22 protein-coding genes are annotated in these 18,384 nt (G+C 53.5%); 16 read left to right on the forward strand and 6 right to left on the reverse strand.

Features of this window, described 5'->3' with window-relative positions; genetic code table 11:
* Positions 1-24 precede the first annotated feature (24 nt).
* From fliF to rcsA, 14 genes are all read left to right on the forward strand, one after another.
* Entirely contained in the window at positions 25-1,719 is a 1,695-nt protein-coding gene (fliF, locus tag HVY19_RS12060; protein WP_181680831.1) for a flagellar basal-body MS-ring/collar protein FliF, read from the forward strand.
* A complete protein-coding gene (gene fliG / locus HVY19_RS12065; RefSeq protein ID WP_181680832.1) occupies positions 1,712-2,710 on the forward strand; it encodes a flagellar motor switch protein FliG in 999 nt (332 codons plus the stop codon). The genes fliF and fliG overlap by 8 nt, the downstream gene beginning before the upstream one ends.
* The gene (gene fliH, locus HVY19_RS12070; protein ID WP_181680833.1) at positions 2,703-3,407 is read left to right on the forward strand and encodes a flagellar assembly protein FliH; all 705 of its coding nucleotides are present in this window, start codon (positions 2,703-2,705) and stop codon (positions 3,405-3,407) included. The genes fliG and fliH overlap by 8 nt, the downstream gene beginning before the upstream one ends.
* Positions 3,407-4,777 (forward strand): flagellar protein export ATPase FliI, encoded by a 1,371-nt coding sequence (gene fliI / locus HVY19_RS12075; RefSeq protein WP_181680834.1) that lies wholly within the window; start codon positions 3,407-3,409, stop codon positions 4,775-4,777. The genes fliH and fliI overlap by 1 nt, the downstream gene beginning before the upstream one ends.
* A gap of 21 nt (positions 4,778-4,798) precedes the next feature.
* Entirely contained in the window at positions 4,799-5,242 is a 444-nt protein-coding gene (gene fliJ, locus HVY19_RS12080; protein ID WP_181680835.1) for a flagellar export protein FliJ, read from the forward strand.
* A complete protein-coding gene (gene fliK / locus HVY19_RS12085; protein WP_181680836.1) occupies positions 5,239-6,444 on the forward strand; it encodes a flagellar hook length control protein FliK in 1,206 nt (401 codons plus the stop codon). The genes fliJ and fliK overlap by 4 nt, the downstream gene beginning before the upstream one ends.
* 104 nt (positions 6,445-6,548) lie before the next feature.
* Positions 6,549-7,016: a flagellar basal body-associated protein FliL gene (gene fliL, locus HVY19_RS12090; protein ID WP_181680837.1), complete on the forward strand. Its 468-nt coding sequence runs from the start codon at positions 6,549-6,551 to the stop codon at positions 7,014-7,016.
* A 4-nt stretch (positions 7,017-7,020) separates the two neighbouring features.
* Entirely contained in the window at positions 7,021-8,028 is a 1,008-nt protein-coding gene (fliM, locus tag HVY19_RS12095; protein ID WP_181680838.1) for a flagellar motor switch protein FliM, read from the forward strand.
* Positions 8,021-8,434: a flagellar motor switch protein FliN gene (gene fliN, locus HVY19_RS12100; protein WP_181680839.1), complete on the forward strand. Its 414-nt coding sequence runs from the start codon at positions 8,021-8,023 to the stop codon at positions 8,432-8,434. The genes fliM and fliN overlap by 8 nt, the downstream gene beginning before the upstream one ends.
* The gene (fliO, locus tag HVY19_RS12105) at positions 8,434-8,811 is read left to right on the forward strand and encodes a flagellar biosynthetic protein FliO (protein WP_181680840.1); all 378 of its coding nucleotides are present in this window, start codon (positions 8,434-8,436) and stop codon (positions 8,809-8,811) included. Before fliN ends, fliO begins: the two co-directional genes overlap by 1 nt.
* Positions 8,811-9,548 carry a flagellar type III secretion system pore protein FliP gene (gene fliP / locus HVY19_RS12110; protein WP_181680841.1) on the forward strand — a complete coding sequence of 246 codons (738 nt, stop codon included), beginning with the start codon at positions 8,811-8,813 and terminating at the stop codon, positions 9,546-9,548. Before fliO ends, fliP begins: the two co-directional genes overlap by 1 nt.
* 14 nt (positions 9,549-9,562) lie before the next feature.
* A complete protein-coding gene (gene fliQ, locus HVY19_RS12115; RefSeq protein ID WP_181680842.1) occupies positions 9,563-9,832 on the forward strand; it encodes a flagellar biosynthesis protein FliQ in 270 nt (89 codons plus the stop codon).
* An 8-nt stretch (positions 9,833-9,840) separates the two neighbouring features.
* On the forward strand, positions 9,841-10,635 hold the full coding sequence (fliR, locus tag HVY19_RS12120; RefSeq protein WP_181680843.1) for a flagellar biosynthetic protein FliR: 795 nt from the start codon (positions 9,841-9,843) through the stop codon (positions 10,633-10,635).
* Positions 10,636-10,914: 279 nt separating this feature from the next.
* Positions 10,915-11,538 (forward strand): transcriptional regulator RcsA, encoded by a 624-nt coding sequence (gene rcsA / locus HVY19_RS12125; RefSeq protein ID WP_181680844.1) that lies wholly within the window; start codon positions 10,915-10,917, stop codon positions 11,536-11,538.
* Between the two features lie 54 nt (positions 11,539-11,592).
* Here the strand turns inward: rcsA and dsrB are convergent, their stop codons facing one another.
* Positions 11,593-11,781, reverse strand: a complete 189-nt coding sequence (gene dsrB, locus HVY19_RS12130; RefSeq protein WP_181684277.1) for a protein DsrB — start codon at positions 11,779-11,781, stop codon at positions 11,593-11,595.
* Positions 11,782-11,911: 130 nt separating this feature from the next.
* Between dsrB and yodD the strand changes: the two genes are divergently transcribed.
* Positions 11,912-12,139 (forward strand): YodD family peroxide/acid resistance protein, encoded by a 228-nt coding sequence (gene yodD / locus HVY19_RS12135; protein WP_181680845.1) that lies wholly within the window; start codon positions 11,912-11,914, stop codon positions 12,137-12,139.
* A 298-nt stretch (positions 12,140-12,437) separates the two neighbouring features.
* On the opposite strand, the gene dgcQ is transcribed toward yodD, so the two are convergent.
* The 3 genes from dgcQ to HVY19_RS12150 form a co-directional block, all read right to left on the reverse strand.
* Positions 12,438-14,132: a cellulose biosynthesis regulator diguanylate cyclase DgcQ gene (dgcQ, locus tag HVY19_RS12140; protein WP_181680846.1), complete on the reverse strand. Its 1,695-nt coding sequence runs from the start codon at positions 14,130-14,132 to the stop codon at positions 12,438-12,440.
* Positions 14,133-14,253: 121 nt separating this feature from the next.
* Positions 14,254-14,436: a DUF2158 domain-containing protein gene (locus tag HVY19_RS12145; RefSeq protein WP_181680847.1), complete on the reverse strand. Its 183-nt coding sequence runs from the start codon at positions 14,434-14,436 to the stop codon at positions 14,254-14,256.
* Positions 14,437-14,514: 78 nt separating this feature from the next.
* Entirely contained in the window at positions 14,515-15,426 is a 912-nt protein-coding gene (locus HVY19_RS12150; protein WP_181680848.1) for a DUF808 domain-containing protein, read from the reverse strand.
* Positions 15,427-15,604: 178 nt separating this feature from the next.
* Between HVY19_RS12150 and yedA the strand changes: the two genes are divergently transcribed.
* On the forward strand, positions 15,605-16,504 hold the full coding sequence (gene yedA, locus HVY19_RS12155; RefSeq protein ID WP_181680849.1) for a drug/metabolite exporter YedA: 900 nt from the start codon (positions 15,605-15,607) through the stop codon (positions 16,502-16,504).
* Here yedA and HVY19_RS12160 read toward each other — a convergent pair.
* Together HVY19_RS12160 and HVY19_RS12165 are read right to left on the reverse strand one after the other, a co-directional pair.
* Complete coding sequence (locus tag HVY19_RS12160) at positions 16,496-16,963, reverse strand: very short patch repair endonuclease (RefSeq protein ID WP_181680850.1); 468 nt, start codon at positions 16,961-16,963, stop codon at positions 16,496-16,498. The two genes, yedA and HVY19_RS12160, sit on opposite strands and share 9 nt — an antisense overlap.
* Positions 16,944-18,377, reverse strand: a complete 1,434-nt coding sequence (locus HVY19_RS12165) for a DNA cytosine methyltransferase (RefSeq protein ID WP_181680851.1) — start codon at positions 18,375-18,377, stop codon at positions 16,944-16,946. Before HVY19_RS12165 ends, HVY19_RS12160 begins: the two co-directional genes overlap by 20 nt.
* Between the last annotated feature and the right edge of the window lie 7 nt (positions 18,378-18,384).

Raw genomic sequence — 18,384 nt, forward strand, 5'->3', positions numbered from 1 at the left:
CCACGAACAGTCACGAGGTGAGAAATGAGTGCGACTGCATCGGCTGCAAGCCAACCTAAACCTCTCGAATGGCTAAATCGCCTGCGTGCGAACCCCAAAATCCCTCTGATAATGGCGGGTTCCGCCGCTGTCGCTATCGTTGTGGCTATGGTGCTATGGGCCAAAGCGCCTGATTACCGCACATTGTTTAGCAACCTTTCCGATCAGGATGGCGGCGCTATCGTCACGCAGTTGACGCAGATGAATATCCCCTATCGCTTCACGGATGGCACCGGCGCGATTGAAGTTCCGGCGGATAAAGTCCATGAACTGCGCCTGCGTCTCGCGCAGCAAGGGCTGCCGAAAGGCGGCGCGGTGGGCTTCGAACTGCTGGATCAGGAAAAGTTCGGCATCAGTCAGTTCAGTGAACAGGTCAACTATCAGCGTGCGCTAGAAGGTGAACTGGCCCGGACTGTTGAAACGCTCGGTCCGGTAAAACGCGCCCGCGTTCATCTGGCAATGCCAAAGCCCTCTCTGTTTGTCCGCGAACAAAAGTCCCCTTCCGCCTCCGTGACCGTCAACCTTGAACCGGGTCGCGCACTGGATGAAGGGCAAATTAGTGCCGTGGTACATCTGGTTTCGAGCGCCGTTGCGGGCTTACCGCCGGGTAACGTGACGCTGGTCGATCAAAATGGTCGCCTGTTAACCCAGTCAAATACCAACAGCCGCGATCTTAACGACGCACAGTTGAAATACGCCGGCGATGTCGAAGGCCGTATCCAGCGTCGTATCGAAGCTATTCTGTCGCCCATTGTTGGCAATGGCAACGTTCACGCCCAGGTTACCGCACAACTCGACTTCGCCAATAAAGAGCAGACGGAAGAGCAGTACCGTCCGAACGGCGATGCGTCCCAGGCTGTACTGCGCTCTCGTCAGTTGAACGAAAGTGAGCAAACCGGTACCGGCTATCCAGGTGGGGTCCCTGGTGCGCTGTCTAATCAGCCTGCGCCAGCGAATACCGCGCCAATCTCGACGCCGCCTGCGAATCAGCAGAATGCGCAGAACGGACAGAATGGACAGAACGCTCAGCAGCAGAACACCACGACGGCCAATGCTGGTCCGCGCAGCACTCAGCGCAATGAGACCAGTAACTACGAAGTCGACCGGACCATCCGTCATACCAAAATGAACGTCGGCGACGTACAGCGCCTGTCCGTTGCGGTGGTGGTGAACTACAAAACGCTGCCAGACGGTAAACCACTCCCGCTGACCAGCGATCAAATGAAGCAAATTGAAGAGCTGACCCGCGAGGCAATGGGTTTCTCCGACAAGCGTGGCGACACCCTGAACGTGGTCAACTCGCCGTTTACCGCAACGGATGACAGCGCAGGCGAACTGCCGTTCTGGAAGCAACAGGCCTTTATCGAGCAGTTGATTTCTGCCGGTCGCTGGTTGCTGGTGCTGCTGGTCGCGTGGCTGCTGTGGCGTAAAGCGGTTCGTCCGCAGTTGACGCGCCGTGCAGAAGAAGCGAAAGCCGCGCAGGAACTCGCACAGATCCGTCAGGAAACGGAAGAAGCCGTCGAAGTACGCCTCAGCAAAGATGAGCAGATGCAGCAGCGCCGGGCTAACCAGCGTCTGGGTGCTGAAGTGATGAGTCAGCGTATTCGTGAAATGTCAGATAACGATCCGCGCGTCGTGGCGCTGGTCATTCGCCAGTGGATGAGTAACGATCATGAGTAATACCCTTACCGGTACCGATAAAAGCGTCATCCTGCTGATGACCATTGGCGAGGATCGTGCGGCAGAGGTGTTTAAACACCTCTCCCAGCGCGAAGTGCAGACCCTGAGTGCAGCGATGGCTAACGTTCGCCAAATCTCTAACCAGCAGTTGACCGAAGTGCTGGCTGAATTTGAGCAAGAAGCTGAACAGTTTGCGGCGCTCAACGTCAACGCCAACGAATATCTGCGTTCCGTACTGGTGAAAGCGCTGGGCGAAGAACGTGCCGCCAGTCTGCTGGAGGATATTCTTGAAACTCGCGATACCGCCAGCGGCATTGAAACGCTCAACTTTATGGAGCCGCAAAGCGCCGCCGACCTTATTCGCGACGAACACCCGCAGATTATCGCCACCATTCTGGTACACCTCAAACGCGGCCAGGCTGCCGATATTCTGGCATTGTTCGACGAACGCCTGCGCCACGATGTGATGCTGCGTATCGCTACTTTCGGCGGCGTACAGCCAGCCGCGTTGGCGGAACTGACGGAAGTGCTCAATGGCCTGCTCGACGGCCAGAATCTCAAGCGCAGCAAAATGGGCGGCGTGAGAACCGCGGCAGAAATTATCAACCTGATGAAAACGCAGCAGGAAGAAGCGGTTATCAGCGCAGTACGCGAATTCGACGGTGAACTGGCGCAGAAAATTATCGACGAGATGTTCCTGTTCGAAAACCTGGTCGATGTGGACGATCGCAGTATCCAGCGCCTGCTCCAGGAAGTGGATTCCGAGTCGTTGCTGGTCGCACTGAAAGGTGCAGAACAGCCGCTGCGCGAGAAGTTCCTGCGCAACATGTCGCAACGTGCTGCGGATATCCTGCGCGACGACCTTGCTAACCGTGGTCCGGTACGTCTGTCGCAGGTGGAGAACGAACAGAAAGCAATTCTGCTTATTGTGCGTCGTCTGGCGGAAACCGGCGAGATGGTAATTGGCAGCGGCGAGGATACCTATGTCTAATCAGCTGCCATGGAAAATCTGGACCCCGGACGACCTCGCCCCGCCGCTGGCCGAGTTTGTGCCCATGGCACAGAATGACGAACCGTTGGCGGATACTGACGAGCCGGAGATCAGTCCCGAACTCCAGCTTGAGCAGCAGCTCGCGCAAATTAAAATCCAGGCTCATGAACAAGGTTACAACGCGGGACTGGTGGAAGGCCGCCAGGCCGGCCATGAGCAGGGTTATCAGGAAGGGTTGGCGCAAGGGCTGGAGGAAGGTCAGGCACAAGCCCGTTCTCAGCAGGCGCCGATTCATGCCCGCATGCAGCAGCTGGTCAGTGAATTCCAGAATACCCTGGATGCGCTGGACAGCGTTATCGCTTCCCGCCTGATGCAAATGGCGTTGGAAGCCGCGCGACAGGTGATCGGCCAAACGCCGGTCGTGGACAATTCCGCCCTGATTAAACAGATTCAGCAGCTCCTTCAACAGGAGCCATTGTTCGCCGGTAAACCCCAGCTTCGCGTACATCCGGACGACCTGCAGCGCGTAGAGGAGATGCTCGGTGCGACCCTCAGCCTGCACGGCTGGCGTTTGCGTGGCGACCCGTCGCTGCATCACGGCGGCTGTAAAGTTTCGGCCGACGAGGGCGATCTCGATGCCAGCGTCGCAACCCGCTGGCAAGAACTCTGCCGTCTGGCAGCGCCAGGAGTGGTTTGATGACGACACGCCTGACCCGCTGGCTCAACACGCTGGATAATTTCGAAAGTAAAATGACGCAGCTTCCCAGCGTACGCCGCTATGGTCGGCTGACTCGCGCAACCGGGCTTGTGCTTGAAGCCACCGGACTGCAATTGCCGCTTGGCGCGACCTGCGTTATTGAGCGTCAGGACGGCGGCGAAACCCAGGAAGTGGAAAGCGAAGTGGTCGGCTTTAACGGCCAGCGCCTGTTTCTGATGCCTCTTGAAGAGGTGGAAGGCATTCTGCCCGGTGCCCGCGTATATGCCAAAAATATCGCCGGTGAAGGCCTGCATAGTGGCAAACAGTTACCGCTAGGACCCTCGCTGCTCGGCCGCGTTCTCGATGGCAGCGGCAAGCCTCTTGACGGCCTCCCCTCCCCCGATACCACTGAAACCGGGGCGCTGATTACCCAACCGTTTAACCCGCTTCAGCGTACGCCGATTGAGCATGTACTGGATACAGGCGTTCGGCCGATCAACGCCCTGCTTACCGTAGGTCGCGGTCAGCGTATGGGGCTGTTTGCCGGTTCCGGCGTCGGGAAAAGCGTGCTGTTGGGGATGATGGCGCGTTATACCCGCGCAGATGTCATTGTCGTGGGGCTCATTGGCGAGCGTGGACGCGAAGTAAAAGATTTTATCGAAAACATTTTGGGCGCTGATGGCCGCGCGCGTTCGGTGGTGATTGCCGCGCCTGCTGACGTCTCTCCGCTACTGCGTATGCAAGGAGCAGCCTATGCCACCCGTATCGCCGAAGATTTTCGCGATCGCGGCCAGCATGTGTTGCTGATCATGGATTCGCTCACCCGTTACGCGATGGCGCAGCGTGAAATCGCCCTTGCCATCGGCGAACCACCCGCCACCAAAGGGTACCCCCCTTCCGTGTTTGCCAAACTGCCCGCGCTGGTTGAACGCGCCGGGAATGGTATCCACGGCGGCGGCTCCATCACCGCGTTTTACACGGTACTGACCGAAGGGGATGACCAGCAGGACCCTATCGCCGATTCGGCGCGAGCGATCCTCGACGGTCACATTGTGCTGTCGCGCCGTCTGGCTGAGGCCGGGCACTATCCGGCCATTGATATTGAAGCCTCCATCAGCCGTGCAATGACCGCGCTGATTAGCGAACAGCATTACGCCAAAGCCCGTCATTTTAAGCAGTTGCTATCGAGCTTTCAGCGCAACCGCGATCTGGTTAGCGTCGGTGCTTACGCCAAAGGCAGCGACCCGATGCTCGATAAGGCAATCGCACTCTGGCCACAGCTGGAGGCATTTCTGCAGCAAGGTATTTTTGAACGGGCCGACTGGGAAGATTCCCTGCAGGCTCTCGATCTGATTTTCCCGGCGATGTGATAAAGCAGGAGGGTAATGGTCATGGCAGAACACAGTGCACTGGCAACACTCAAAGATCTCGCCGAAAAAGAGGTAGATAGCGCCGCACAGCTATTAGGCGAAATGCGACGTGGCTTCCAGCAGGCGGAAGAGCAACTGACAATGCTGCTCGACTACCAGAACGAGTACCGTAACAACCTGAACAATGACATGAGTCAGGGGATCGCCAGTAATCGCTGGATTAACTATCAGCAGTTTATTCAGACACTGGAAAAAGCGGTGGATCAACACCGGCAGCAGCTTACGCAATGGACGCAAAAAGTTGACCAGGCGCTCAACGTCTGGCGAGAAAAGAAACAACGCCTTCAGGCCTGGCAGACGCTACAGGACAGACAAAGCGAGGCCGCGCTCCTGGCAGAAAACCGCCTGGATCAGAAAAAAATGGATGAATTCGCTCAGCGTGCAGCAATGAGGAAACCGGAATGATTGTCATACCCCAACTGGTCGCAACTGATACAGAACTGACTACCGGCCTGCCATCCGGAAAAATGGCCGACTCCGCACAGGATTTCCTGGCATTGCTGGCTGGCGCACTTGGTGCTGATGGCGCACAAGGTCAGGATGGTTCGCTGACGCTCGCCGATCTTCGCGCCGCCAGCGGTAAGCTGCCAAACGGATTACTGGCGCAGGAGAGCGACACTTCGCATGCCGTTAACCTCGCTGACCTGCTCGCGGGAAAAGAAGCCTCCCCGGATGCACTGGTGAAAGGACTGAGTGAGGCGCAGCAATTGCTCGCATCACTGACCCCAGCGCAGAAATCAACCACGCTGGCGGCCCTGAGTCAGTCAGTACGCCTTGACGAAGATAAACCGGCCTTGAGCGATGACGATCTCGCAAACCTGAGTGCCCTCTTCGCGATGCTGCCGGTCCCGACGGCAACGGCGCCTGTCGCGACAAGCAAAAACGCCAGTACCGTGGATAGCGTACTGAAAGGCAGCGACCGCGCCACACCATCCGGCCTCGGCAATGCATTCGCGGCGGGTGAATCGCTAAAAGGGAATATCGGCGCGGCGGCACAAGAGAATGTCCCGACAGGGTCAAAAGAACAATTGCTGGCACCTGTGGTCGCACAAACAGCGGCACCTGCCGGAGCGGATTCATCCCCGTCGGCTATGGCGACCAGCGTGGCGATGGCCCCCGTGTCTTCATCTTCTCCGCAGCCTACACTTCCCGCTAATACGGCTCCAGTATTGAGCGCGCCGCTGGGCAGTGGTGAGTGGCAGCAGTCGCTCAGCCAGCACATCACCCTGTTTACCCGTCAGGGCCAGCAAAGTGCTGAACTGCGTCTGCACCCGGAAGACCTGGGCCAGGTGCAGATCTCCCTGAAGCTTGAGGACAATCATGCGCAGCTGCAAATGATCTCTGCCCACAGTCACGTCCGTGCCGCGCTGGAAGCCGCACTGCCTGTATTGCGCACGCAACTGGCAGAAAGCGGCATCCAGTTGGGTCAAAGCAGTATTAGTAGTGAAAGCTTTGCTGGTCAACAGCACGCTTTTTCGCAACAGCAGCATGGCGCATCGACGCCTGGCCAGCAGACGCCATTAGCGGACGATGAAAGTGAACTGGCGGTTCCCGCCTCGCTTCAGGCCGCGGCTCGCGGCACTGGCGCCGTCGATATCTTCGCCTAACGTCAGAGGTAACATGATTATCCCCGTCTTTTCCACGCTTTGTCGTGGACAGGACACGGGATAATCGGCCTATATGCTGTACCGAAACAGGAAGCCCGAATCAGATGACTGACTCCGCGATTAGGAAAAAGAGCAAGCGCTCAATTTGGATCCCGCTGCTGGTAATAATTACCCTCGCCGCCTGCGCCACCGCAGGGTATAGCTACTGGCGCATGCAGAAACATTCCAGCCAGGCCGTCAGTGAACAGCCGCCTCCTCCACCGGCGCCGGTGTTCTTCGCCCTGGATACGTTTACCGTCAATCTCGGTGATGCGGATCGCGTTCTGTATATCGGCATTACGCTGCGCCTGAAAGATGAAGCGACGCGTAACCGTCTTAACGATTACCTGCCAGAAGTCCGTAGCCGTCTGTTGTTACTGTTTTCACGCCAGGATGCCAGCGTGCTGGCGACCGAAGACGGCAAACAAAAGCTGATCGCAGCGATTAAAGACACGCTTATGCCGCCACTTGTTGTCGGACAACCTAAGCAGGACGTGACTGACGTGCTGTATACAGCTTTCATTCTGCGGTAAAGACATGGGCGATAGTATTCTTTCTCAGGCTGAAATCGATGCGCTGCTCAACGGTGACAGCGATACCAAAGACGAACCGATTCCCGGTACCGGGGGCGACAGTGACATTCGCCCCTACGATCCCAATACCCAACGTCGCGTAGTCCGTGAACGTTTACAGGCGCTGGAGATCATCAACGAACGTTTCGCACGTCAGTTCCGTATGGGGCTGTTTAACCTGCTCAGACGGAGTCCGGATATTACGGTTGGTGCCATCCGCATTCAGCCATATCACGAATTTGCGCGTAACCTGCCGGTTCCGACTAACCTGAACTTGATCCACCTGAAACCACTTCGCGGCACCGGTCTGGTGGTGTTTTCGCCGAGTCTGGTGTTTATCGCCGTTGATAACCTGTTTGGTGGCGACGGACGTTTTCCAACCAAAGTGGAAGGTCGTGAGTTTACCCATACCGAACAGCGCGTCATTAACCGCATGCTGAAGCTGGCCCTTGAAGGCTACAGCGACGCATGGAAGGCTATCCACCCGCTGGATGTTGAATATGTTCGTTCGGAAATGCAGGTGAAGTTTACCAACATCACGACGTCACCGAACGACATCGTGGTTAATACGCCGTTCCACGTTGAGATTGGTAACCTGACCGGCGAGTTTAATATCTGTCTGCCGTTCAGCATGATCGAGCCGCTGCGTGAACTGCTGGTTAACCCGCCGCTGGAAAACTCCCGCAATGAAGACCAGAACTGGCGTGACAATCTGGTGCGGCAGGTACAGCACTCTGAACTGGAACTGGTGGCAAATTTTGCCGACATTCCGCTACGTCTTTCTCAAATATTAAAACTGCAACCCGGCGACGTACTGCCGATTGAAAAACCAGACCGCATTATTGCTCATGTGGACGGTGTGCCTGTGCTGACCAGCCAATATGGCACCGTTAACGGTCAGTACGCGCTGCGCGTAGAACATTTGATAAACCCGATATTGAATTCGCTGAATGAGGAACAGCCCAATGAGTGACATTAATAATCCGTCTGATGACAACGCTGGCGCATTGGACGATCTGTGGGCTGACGCGTTAAACGAGCAAAAAGCGATCCCTGGCAAAAGTGCCGCCGATGCGGTTTTTCAACAGCTTGGCGTGAGTGATGTGAGTGGAACGCTGCAGGATATCGACCTGATCATGGATATCCCGGTCAAGCTGACCGTGGAATTGGGCCGTACGCGTATGACCATCAAAGAACTGCTGCGCCTGACGCAAGGTTCCGTCGTGGCGCTGGATGGTCTCGCAGGCGAGCCACTGGATATCCTGATCAACGGTTATCTGATTGCCCAGGGTGAAGTCGTGGTCGTAGCCGATAAATACGGCGTGCGTATTACCGATATCATCACGCCGTCTGAGCGTATGCGCCGCCTGAGCCGTTAATGATGAAAACCCAGACCACCGTTCAACACCCCCCTGCCGTTCCGGGGTCGCCGTTAATGCAGGTTAGCGGCGCCTTGCTTGGGATTATCGTATTGATCCTTGCCACGGCCTGGGTGATTAAGCGTCTGGGGTTTGCCACAAAAGGTACCGGTTCGCGGGCACTGAAAGTCTCCGCCAGCACCTCGCTAGGCCCACGCGAGCGCGTGGTGATTGTAGACGTTGAGGATGCGCGTCTGGTACTGGGCGTCACGGCATCACAAATCAATGTGCTACATACCCTGCCGCCCGCCCCTGTTGCAGCCGCCGAGACGACTGCTGCCCCTGCGGATTTTCAGTCCATGATGAAGAGTTTGCTTAAGCGTTCCGGGAGATCCTGATGCGCCGTTTATTATCCCTTACGCTTTTCGGTTTATGGCTGATTAGCCCTTCTGCATTAGCACAGCTTCCCGGTCTGGTCACGCAGCCGCTACCCGGCGGCGGACAGAGCTGGTCGCTGCCGGTACAGACGCTGGTCTTTATTACCTCTCTGACGTTTATTCCAGCGATTCTGCTGATGATGACCAGTTTTACCCGCATCATCATTGTGTTTGGCCTGCTGCGTAACGCCATGGGTACGCCTTCTGCGCCGCCAAACCAGGTGCTACTTGGACTGGCGCTGTTTTTAACTTTTTTCATCATGTCGCCGGTCATCGATAAAATCTACGTTGAAGCGTATCAACCCTTCAGCGAAGAGAAAATCTCAATGCAGGAAGCGCTGGAGAAAGGTGCGCAGCCCCTGCGAGAGTTTATGTTACGTCAGACTCGTGAAGCGGATCTCGGGCTGTTTGCGCGTCTGGCGAACAGCGGTCCGTTACAGGGACCAGAAGCCGTGCCAATGCGCATTCTCCTGCCCGCTTATGTAACCAGCGAATTGAAAACCGCCTTCCAGATTGGTTTTACGATTTTCATTCCTTTTTTGATCATCGATCTGGTGATCGCCAGCGTACTGATGGCACTTGGTATGATGATGGTCCCTCCCGCAACTATCGCGCTCCCCTTCAAGCTGATGCTGTTTGTGCTGGTCGATGGCTGGCAGCTTTTAGTGGGTTCCCTTGCGCAAAGTTTTTACAGTTAGGCAGATGAGACGAAATGACACCTGAATCGGTCATGATGATGGGCACAGAGGCGATGAAAGTGGCCCTGTCCCTTGCCGCTCCTCTGCTACTGGTCGCGCTGATAACCGGCCTTATCATCAGCATCTTGCAGGCCGCCACGCAGATCAACGAGATGACGCTCTCTTTCATCCCGAAAATCATCGCGGTATTTGTGGCCATTATCGTTGCCGGCCCGTGGATGTTGAATATGCTTTTGGACTACGTCCGGACGTTATTCACCAACCTGCCGTACATCATCGGGTAAGCTGACTGATGTTACAGGTGACCAGCGATCAATGGCTCCAGTGGCTTAATCTCTATTTTTGGCCGCTGCTGCGCGTGCTGGCGCTGATCTCCACCGCCCCCATACTGAGTGAACGCGCTCTGCCCAAGCGGGTTAAATTGGGGCTGGGAATTCTCATTACCGTGGTGATTGCCCCTGGTTTGCCCGCCCACAACGTGCCGATCTTTTCGTTTGGCGCCTTGTGGATGGCAATGCAGCAAATCCTGATAGGCATCGCGCTGGGATTTACCATGCAGTTTGCCTTTGCCGCTGTGCGTACCGCCGGTGAAATTATCGGTTTACAGATGGGGCTTTCTTTCGCGACGTTTGTCGACCCCGCCAGCCATCTCAACATGCCGGTACTTGCACGTATCATCGATATGCTGGCCCTACTGTTATTCCTGACGTTCAACGGGCATTTGTGGTTAATTTCACTATTAGTGGATACCTTTCATACCCTGCCCATCGGCGGCGATCCGGTAAACAGCAATGCGTTTTTGGCACTGGCCAGGGCGGGTGGACTTATCTTCATCAATGGAATGATGCTGGCGTTACCCGTGATCACGATGCTGCTCACGCTGAACCTGGCGTTAGGATTACTAAATCGTATGGCTCCGCAATTATCCATCTTCGTGATTGGCTTCCCGTTAACCCTGACCGTCGGCATGGCGTTAATCACAGCATTAATGCCATTAATTGCCCCATTCTGCGAACATCTTTTTGGCGAAATTTTCAATCTGTTATCTGATATTGTCAGTGAAATGCCTGTTAATAATAGTCCTTAATCTTTAAATTGTTATTCTAAGGATTATCCTAAAGTCAAAATGGGAAAACATCTACCAGGATAACTCTGCCCTCCTATATTTGTTTTTATCTCACTCACATAACGCAACATTTACTTTACTTTAAGATAATTCCAGGCAAATTATACATAGCTTTACGGGATAGTAAGTCCGCCTGAAAACCGCGAATGCGTTGCATTAGGTAAACAGCGAATTCCGTTACGTTGTGATGAGATATTCAGGTAAGGGGAATTATCGTTACGCATTGAGTGAGGGTTAGCCATGTCAACGATTATTATGGATCTATGCAGTTACACCCGGTTGGGTTTGACCGGGTATCTGGTTAGCAGAGGGGTGAAGAAAAGGGAAATCAACGACATCGAAACCGTTGATGAACTCGACATCGCTTGCAGCGCCCACCGACCTTCAGTGGTGTTTATTAATGAAGACTGTTTTATCCATGATCCTGCCGACAGTCAGCATATTAAGCAAATCATTAATCAACATCCCAATACGTTATTTATTGTGTTTATGGCTATTGCCAACGTTCATTTTGATGAATATTTATTGGTCAGAAAAAACTTACTGATTAGTTCTAAATCAATAAAACCAGAATCATTGGATACTTTACTTGGGGATATTCTGAAAAAAGAGGCCGATAGCGTCAGTGTAATAAATTTGCCAACGCTGTCATTAAGCCGTACAGAATCCAGTATGTTGCGTATGTGGATGGAGGGTCAGGGAACGATTCAAATATCCGATCAAATGAACATTAAAGCGAAGACGGTTTCATCTCATAAAGGGAATATAAAACGAAAGATAAAAACGCATAATAAACAGGTTATTTATCATGTTGTTCGGCTGACGGATAATGTAACCAATGGCATTTTTGTCAATATGAGATGAAACAGCCCGACTGGTGGTCAACCCACCAGCCGGTAGCTGAGCCGCACGTAGACGCTACTCCGCCTTTTCCACGAAAATCCCATCCTCATGCCCTGATTCATTAAAGAACCAAATGCCGAGCGGGTAGTCTTCCAGCGAAACCAGGTACATTATCCCTTCACTAAATTCTTCTACCGCCAGTACCACGCCAGGACGACGAGGACCGCCATCCGTTTTGACTGTTACCCGATCGTTCACCTTCATCATTATCCTCCTGTGGCTTAGTGCCAGTGTAGAACAAAAACAGGTGCCTGACAGCGCCCATTCGGCGTGATTGCAGGTTTTCTCAACGGTCTATACTTAGTCTTAATTATGGTGAACGGAGAGGCTAAAGATGAAGACGGCGAAAGAGTACAGCGAGACTGCGAAACGCGAAGTCAGCGTCGACGTTGACGCCCTGCTGGCAGCGATCAATGAAATTTGTGAGAGCGAAATTCACCGCAGCGGTAATGACCCCGATAAAGTCAGCGTAGACGGTCGCGAATACCATACATGGCATGAATTAGCCGAAGCGTTTGAGCTGGATATTCATGATTTTAGCGTCACCGAAATTAACCGCTGACAACAGACGAAAAAAATCCCAACCCTGAAGGGTTGGGATGAAACTTGCTTATGCAAGAAGCACTTGAAAATTCGTTACACCAGGAAATCTGATGTGCTGTAAACCTTATCTGCAATTTTTTTGCATGACAAGTAAATATTTTTGCTATGAATGATTATTCCTACTAATGATTGCCGGGGTTATCTTGCGGAGCCTTGCGGGCTAAGGGATCGATTCCATCTATTCTTCTTAATAGTTTCACTCCATTTAGGAATATTCTTAAAAAAATAAACGACGCTACCCCAGCTTCTACCCACTATTATTTGTCATCTGAAGCACAAACCCGATTACGCCCCGTTTGTTTTGCATGATAGAGACGGCGATCCGCCAGCGATTGCAACTGCTCAAAATCGTAATCATCCGTCTCCTGCGATCCACTGACTCCCAGCGAAGCACTGATCCTCAACGTTGTGCTTTTGGCCACCAGAATCTCTTTTTCGTGCAGTCGTTGACGGATACGCTCAGCGATATCTGTGGCCTGAGCAAGCGTGGTATTCGGCAGCACGACGCAAAACTCCTCACCGCCCACGCGCCCCACGATATCTAAGGGTCGCAACGTGTTATTGATTAGCCCTGCGGCATGCGCCAGGACGCGGTCCCCGGCCTGGTGACCATAGTCGTCGTTAATGCTTTTGAAATGGTCCAGATCGATCTGAATAACCGCTAGTGGCTGTTTTTGTAGACGGCAACGCTGTGCCATCAACAGAGCTTTTTCGAATAATGCCCCACGGTTATACAGTCGGGTCAGCGTATCGTGCCATGCTTGCCACTGCAGGGAACTTTGCAGCATAAACATATTGCTGACCATGTGGCGGATGACCACCCAGGAGATAATCAGCATGCCGGAGGAGAGCGCCCACAGCAGCATCAGCGCGATACTGATACTGCCAAAGTCACCATGAACGCCCTCACTGAGCGTATGGACGCGAACCAGAACACCGTCAAAGTGGTCAAGTCGTTGCCAGCTAATAAAACGACTCCCCATCCGCAGACCGCCTTCGGTATCCTGCTCAATATCACGAGCCAGCATCGCCTTTTCCCGCTCGTCAAAGGTATTGTTTCTCTTCAATTCCGGGTGGGAAGCGGTCAGCAGATTCAGTTTGCTATCGTAAAGCTGGTATTTCCCTTCCTCGTCTTTCTCAATGGCCTCATCAATAAAACGCTCAATTGAGGAGACAGGAACCGTCATCGCTAACACACCATACCAATAACGATCGTTGTCCAGCGGCGCGCTGACCGTCAACACGCGCCGATCCCCAGATGACTGCGCTGACGGGGTAGTAAACCAGCGCACGCCGCGCATCCGATTTTCACGCTGCGACTGCCCGCTAAACCAGGGTTGCGTAACATATTCATAATAACGGGTGACAATTTCACTGGAGAGAGGCGTGGCGCGCGTAGATAAGTAAAAACCAGCGCGTGAGATATACATGGCCTCTTGGGATAATGATGCAGAGCTTGGTGCTAAGCGGAGCAGATATCCCACTTCGAGCGCAGCGGTAAGCTCGTTATCCAGTGAATCGCTGTCTCGCGATAACAATTTGGTCTGGCTGACAAACGAATCAGATACGCCGTTCAGCGGCAGCGTACGGTTTTTATCCAGCTCAAGTTGCCAGACTCTCGTGTGGCGCAGTTGCTGAAAATGGGCAACCGCGTTTTTTAAATCAGAAAAACCTAAAGGCGATCTTAAGGCTTCGTGCATTCCCTTTCGCAGGAAAAGCAGTTTGTCCACGTTGAACTGCATTTGCTTATCCAGCGCGTTAGACACGTTTTCGAGATGGTTGCGTTGGCTGGATATATAGGCGTCTTCAAGGAGGACCACTTCCCGCCAGGTCAACAAGGTGGAAAAAAATATCACGATCAGAAAACAAAGATTCACGACATGGCCCGGCCCAAACCGCCGCGCTAACCGCTTCAGCCAGCTCCAGTTTTCCATCGATGCTTCGTGCGGCACGCTGACCACTCCCAACTGACAATGACTTACCTAATCCTGGCATAATTCAGTACGTTAGGCATCGCATCAAAAGTGCATTTTTCAGAAAAGAAAACGCCCGACGTAGCCGGGCGTTTGGACTTCAGCCATCTTCTCGCAAACCGTGCTCATCACGCGGTACGAGTTCGTTCTCATGGAATGCCTCACGCTTGACGCCGAAACCATCATACCAGCGACATTCAACCATGCCACTGGAATATCCGGTCACAATCATGCGCGGACCGCCATCTCTTACGGTAACTTCCTCACTGACAGAAAAGACCATACCTGCCTCCTTTATCAAGTGAAACGCTTTTTACCTTAGACGACGATGACCGATTTTGCCTAATTCAGCGCGTAACAATTAGTGCGCTACACCGCGCAGTTTTGCCACCGCTTTAACCAGGGCGACAACAACCGCCCCAATGATAAACCCCAGTACCAGGTTTAACACCGTCGGCAAGATCAGAGCGACCGCCGCGCTTTGCTGTTGGGCAAAATGCTCAATTGCATGGTGTAAAGGAGCGATGCCGTGCACTACAATCCCGCCTCCGACTAAAAACATTGCCAGAGTACCAATCACCGACAGAGACTTCATCAACCACGGAGCCACCACCAGCAAGCCCTTACCCACCGCGCGTGCGAGGGCACCGGATTTTTCAGCCAGCCAGAAACCCACGTCGTCCAGCTTTACAATAATGCCAACCAGTCCGTACACCCCAACGGTTACCACTAACGCGATGCCCGACAACACCAGAACCTGATTAAGCAATGGTGCTTCAGCGACAATCCCGAGGGTGATAGCGACAATTTCAGCAGAGAGAATAAAGTCGGTGCGTATCGCGCCTTTAATTTTATCTTTTTCAAATGCCAGAGGATCCTGAGCTGCTAATGCCTCCAGGCGCTGTTTACGCTCTGCGGGGTCTTCTTTATGTTTTCGCGCTTCCAGCGTATGCAACACCTTCTCTACCCCTTCAAAGCAGAGAAAGGCACCGCCAATCATTAGCAGCGGCGTAATCGCCCAGGGAATAAAAGCACTGATCAGTAATGCAAGCGGCACCAGGATGACTTTATTAATCAACGATCCCTTAGCCACGCTCCAGACGACAGGCAGCTCGCGATTGGCTCTTACCCCGGTCACCTGCTGTGCGTTAAGCGACAGGTCATCCCCCAGAACGCCAGCGGTTTTCTTCGCGGCCAGTTTCCCCATCATCGAGATATCGTCAAGCAATGTGGCAATATCATCGAGCAATGTCAGTAAGCTACTTCCTGCCAAAATAAGTCCCTCAATTTTTAAATGCTTAAAAACGTAAGTATGGAGTAAAACACGGAAGGCTGAAACTGACGATTTTAGTCAACTTTTTTTTAACAAGAGAAGGGAATTATATCGCTCGCCAGTGCCATCGTTTTCGCGTTTACTATGTTGCTTCTTTGTTTTTCTGCCGTGAGGGATTATGCGTTTCAGGCAACTGTTACCACTTTTCAGCGCGCTATTCGCGCTGTACATCATTTGGGGTTCCACGTACTTCGTTATCCGTATCGGCGTGGAAAGCTGGCCGCCGCTGATGATGGCCGGTGTGCGCTTTCTTGCTGCCAGCATTCTGTTGCTTGCTTTTTTACTGCTGCGCGGACACAAACTCCCGCCTCTTCGTCCGTTGCTCAACGCCGCACTGATCGGCATTTTGCTACTGGCGGTCGGTAACGGATTAGTCACCGTCGCTGAGCACCAGAATGTGCCTTCCGGCATTGCTGCTGTTGTTGTCGCAACCGTCCCTCTGTTTACTCTCTGTTTCAGCCATTTCTTTGGTATTCAGACGCGAAAACTGGAGTGGCTGGGTATTGCCATTGGGTTGGCGGGGATTGTTATGCTGAACAGTGGCGGGAACTTAAGCGGTAATCCCTGGGGCGCGGTGATCATTTTGATTGGCTCGGTTAGCTGGGCGTTTGGTTCCGTCTACGGCTCACGCATTACGCTGCCCGTTGGGATGATGGCCGGGGCGATTGAAATGCTGGCTGCGGGTATCGTGCTGTTGTGCGCATCGTTTATCAGCGGCGAAACGCTGACTGCGCCACCGTCGCTTTCCGGTTTCCTTGCTGTAGGGTACCTGGCGATTTTTGGTTCCATTATCGCCATCAATGCCTATATGTATCTGATCCGCAATGTCAGCCCCGCGCTGGCTACCAGCTACGCCTATGTTAACCCCGTGGTCGCGGTCTTGCTTGGCACAGGGCTTGGCGGCGAAACGCTGGCACCGATTGAGTGGCTGGCATTAGGTGTGATTATCTTTGCCGTAGTGTTGGTGACGCTGGGTAAATACCTTTTCCCGGCGAAAGCAAAACTGACCTCAGAGTAAATGCACGCCCAGAGTGTCGATCTGCGCGGGCGCTCCGTCACCGCAGATCCACTCTTCCAGGCGTTCAGATAACGCATGGTCGCTCAGTTTCTCCCGCCCGCGTAGCGCACATTCCCAGACGATAAGTACCCGCCACCCCAGCTCCTGCAACCTCAGGATATCACGCCGATCGCGCTCGACGTTTTTGCCTATTTTTTCCATCCAGAATGCGGTGCGCGTGGCGGGGACTTTAAACAGATAACAGTGATGGTGGTGCCAGAAACACCCGTGAGTAAAAATCACGCAACGATACTCATCGACGACAAAATCCGGACGACCGGGGAGAGCCGCATCCTGTACGCGATACACAATCCCTTGCTCCGTCAGCAGGCTGGCCAGACGTTTTTCAATAGCCGTATCGCGGGTCGCAATGGCCCGCATATTTTTGCTACGTGTCGCCTTATCGTGAACATCCGCCATGCTGATTCTCGGGTAAGCGTTGCGCGACGGCCTCTTTAATTTTACCCTCAAGCAGTTTCGCGACGGCGGCGAAGGCCGGGACCACTACGGAATTCCCAAACTGGCGATAGGCCTGAGTATCAGAGACGGGAATGCGGAACTGGTACCCCTGAGGTGATTCAAACCCCATCAGCCGTGCGCACTCTCTTGGCGTTAACCGGCGCGGACGATGCTGCTGGTTTTGCGGATCGTCGAAATTGGCTTCACCGATCGCCATGTTCCATCCACGGTCGATTAAAATTTCTGCGCCATCTTTGTAATAACGGGCAGATAGTGTGCGCGTAATACTATTGGGGTTCGCCGGATAAACCATCCCATAGCCAAAGCCATTCCCCTTAGCCTGGTGTTTTTTCGCGTAGCGATAGAGATATTTCCACAGAACGGGGGTCAGGACATATTTCGCTTCCACCGCGGGCTCCAGCAACTCCGCCAGCGAGAGGCGCGGATGCGGATAGCGTGTGACGATATCCCTCAGGGTAAACTCACGCTTCAGATTCAGATCGCGGCGGAAGCCCACCAGCACAATGCGTTCGCGGTGCTGAGGGAGGAAATATTTACCATCGATAATTTTCGGATCGTCGGGACCATTGTCCTCGGCGTCGGCCACGTCATAACCCAACTCATCCAGCGTTTGCATAATGATGCAAAACGTCTTGCCCTGGTCGTGACTTTTGAGGTTTTTAACATTTTCCAGCACAAAAATGGCCGGGCGACAGGCGTCGATAATACGTGCCACGTCAAAGAATAATGTCCCCTGCGTATCGCAGGCGAAACCGTGAGCGCGCCCCAGGGCATTTTTCTTGGAGACACCCGCCAGTGAAAACGGCTGACAAGGAAAGCCCGCCAGCAGGACATCATGCTGCGGAATATGCTGCCGAATATGATCCGCTGCCTGCTTGTCACTTAAGTTTTCACGGTGGCTGAGGGTGATATCGCGAATATCTTCATTAAACTGATGCGCGGACGGATCGCAGTAATAGTTTGCTTTATAGGTGCGAACGGCATGTTTGTTCCACTCACTGGTAAACACGCATTGTCCGCCTATCGCTTCAAACCCACGGCGAATCCCCCCTATCCCGGCAAAAAGATCGATAAACCGGAAGGCATAGTGAGGATGATGCGCAGGCGGTGTGGGAAGCAAAGAGTGGAGGTGCGCGCACTCTCGCTCGCTCAGTCGATGCCAGGCCGACGCGTTCGACATCACCCGCTTTAAGATGGCCGGACTCCAGTGATTCTCTCCCACGCTTGTCAGGTGTGCCACCAGCGTTTTTACATCATAGATTTCGAACAATTTCGCCAGCATAACCTGAGTGGCTTCAATATTGTTGTCTGCCGCAGGCACGACGGGATCTGTTACTGAACGATTTTGCTGCATATCATCA

Source organism: Citrobacter sp. RHB25-C09, assembly GCF_013836145.1.
GTDB lineage: Bacteria > Pseudomonadota > Gammaproteobacteria > Enterobacterales > Enterobacteriaceae > Citrobacter_A.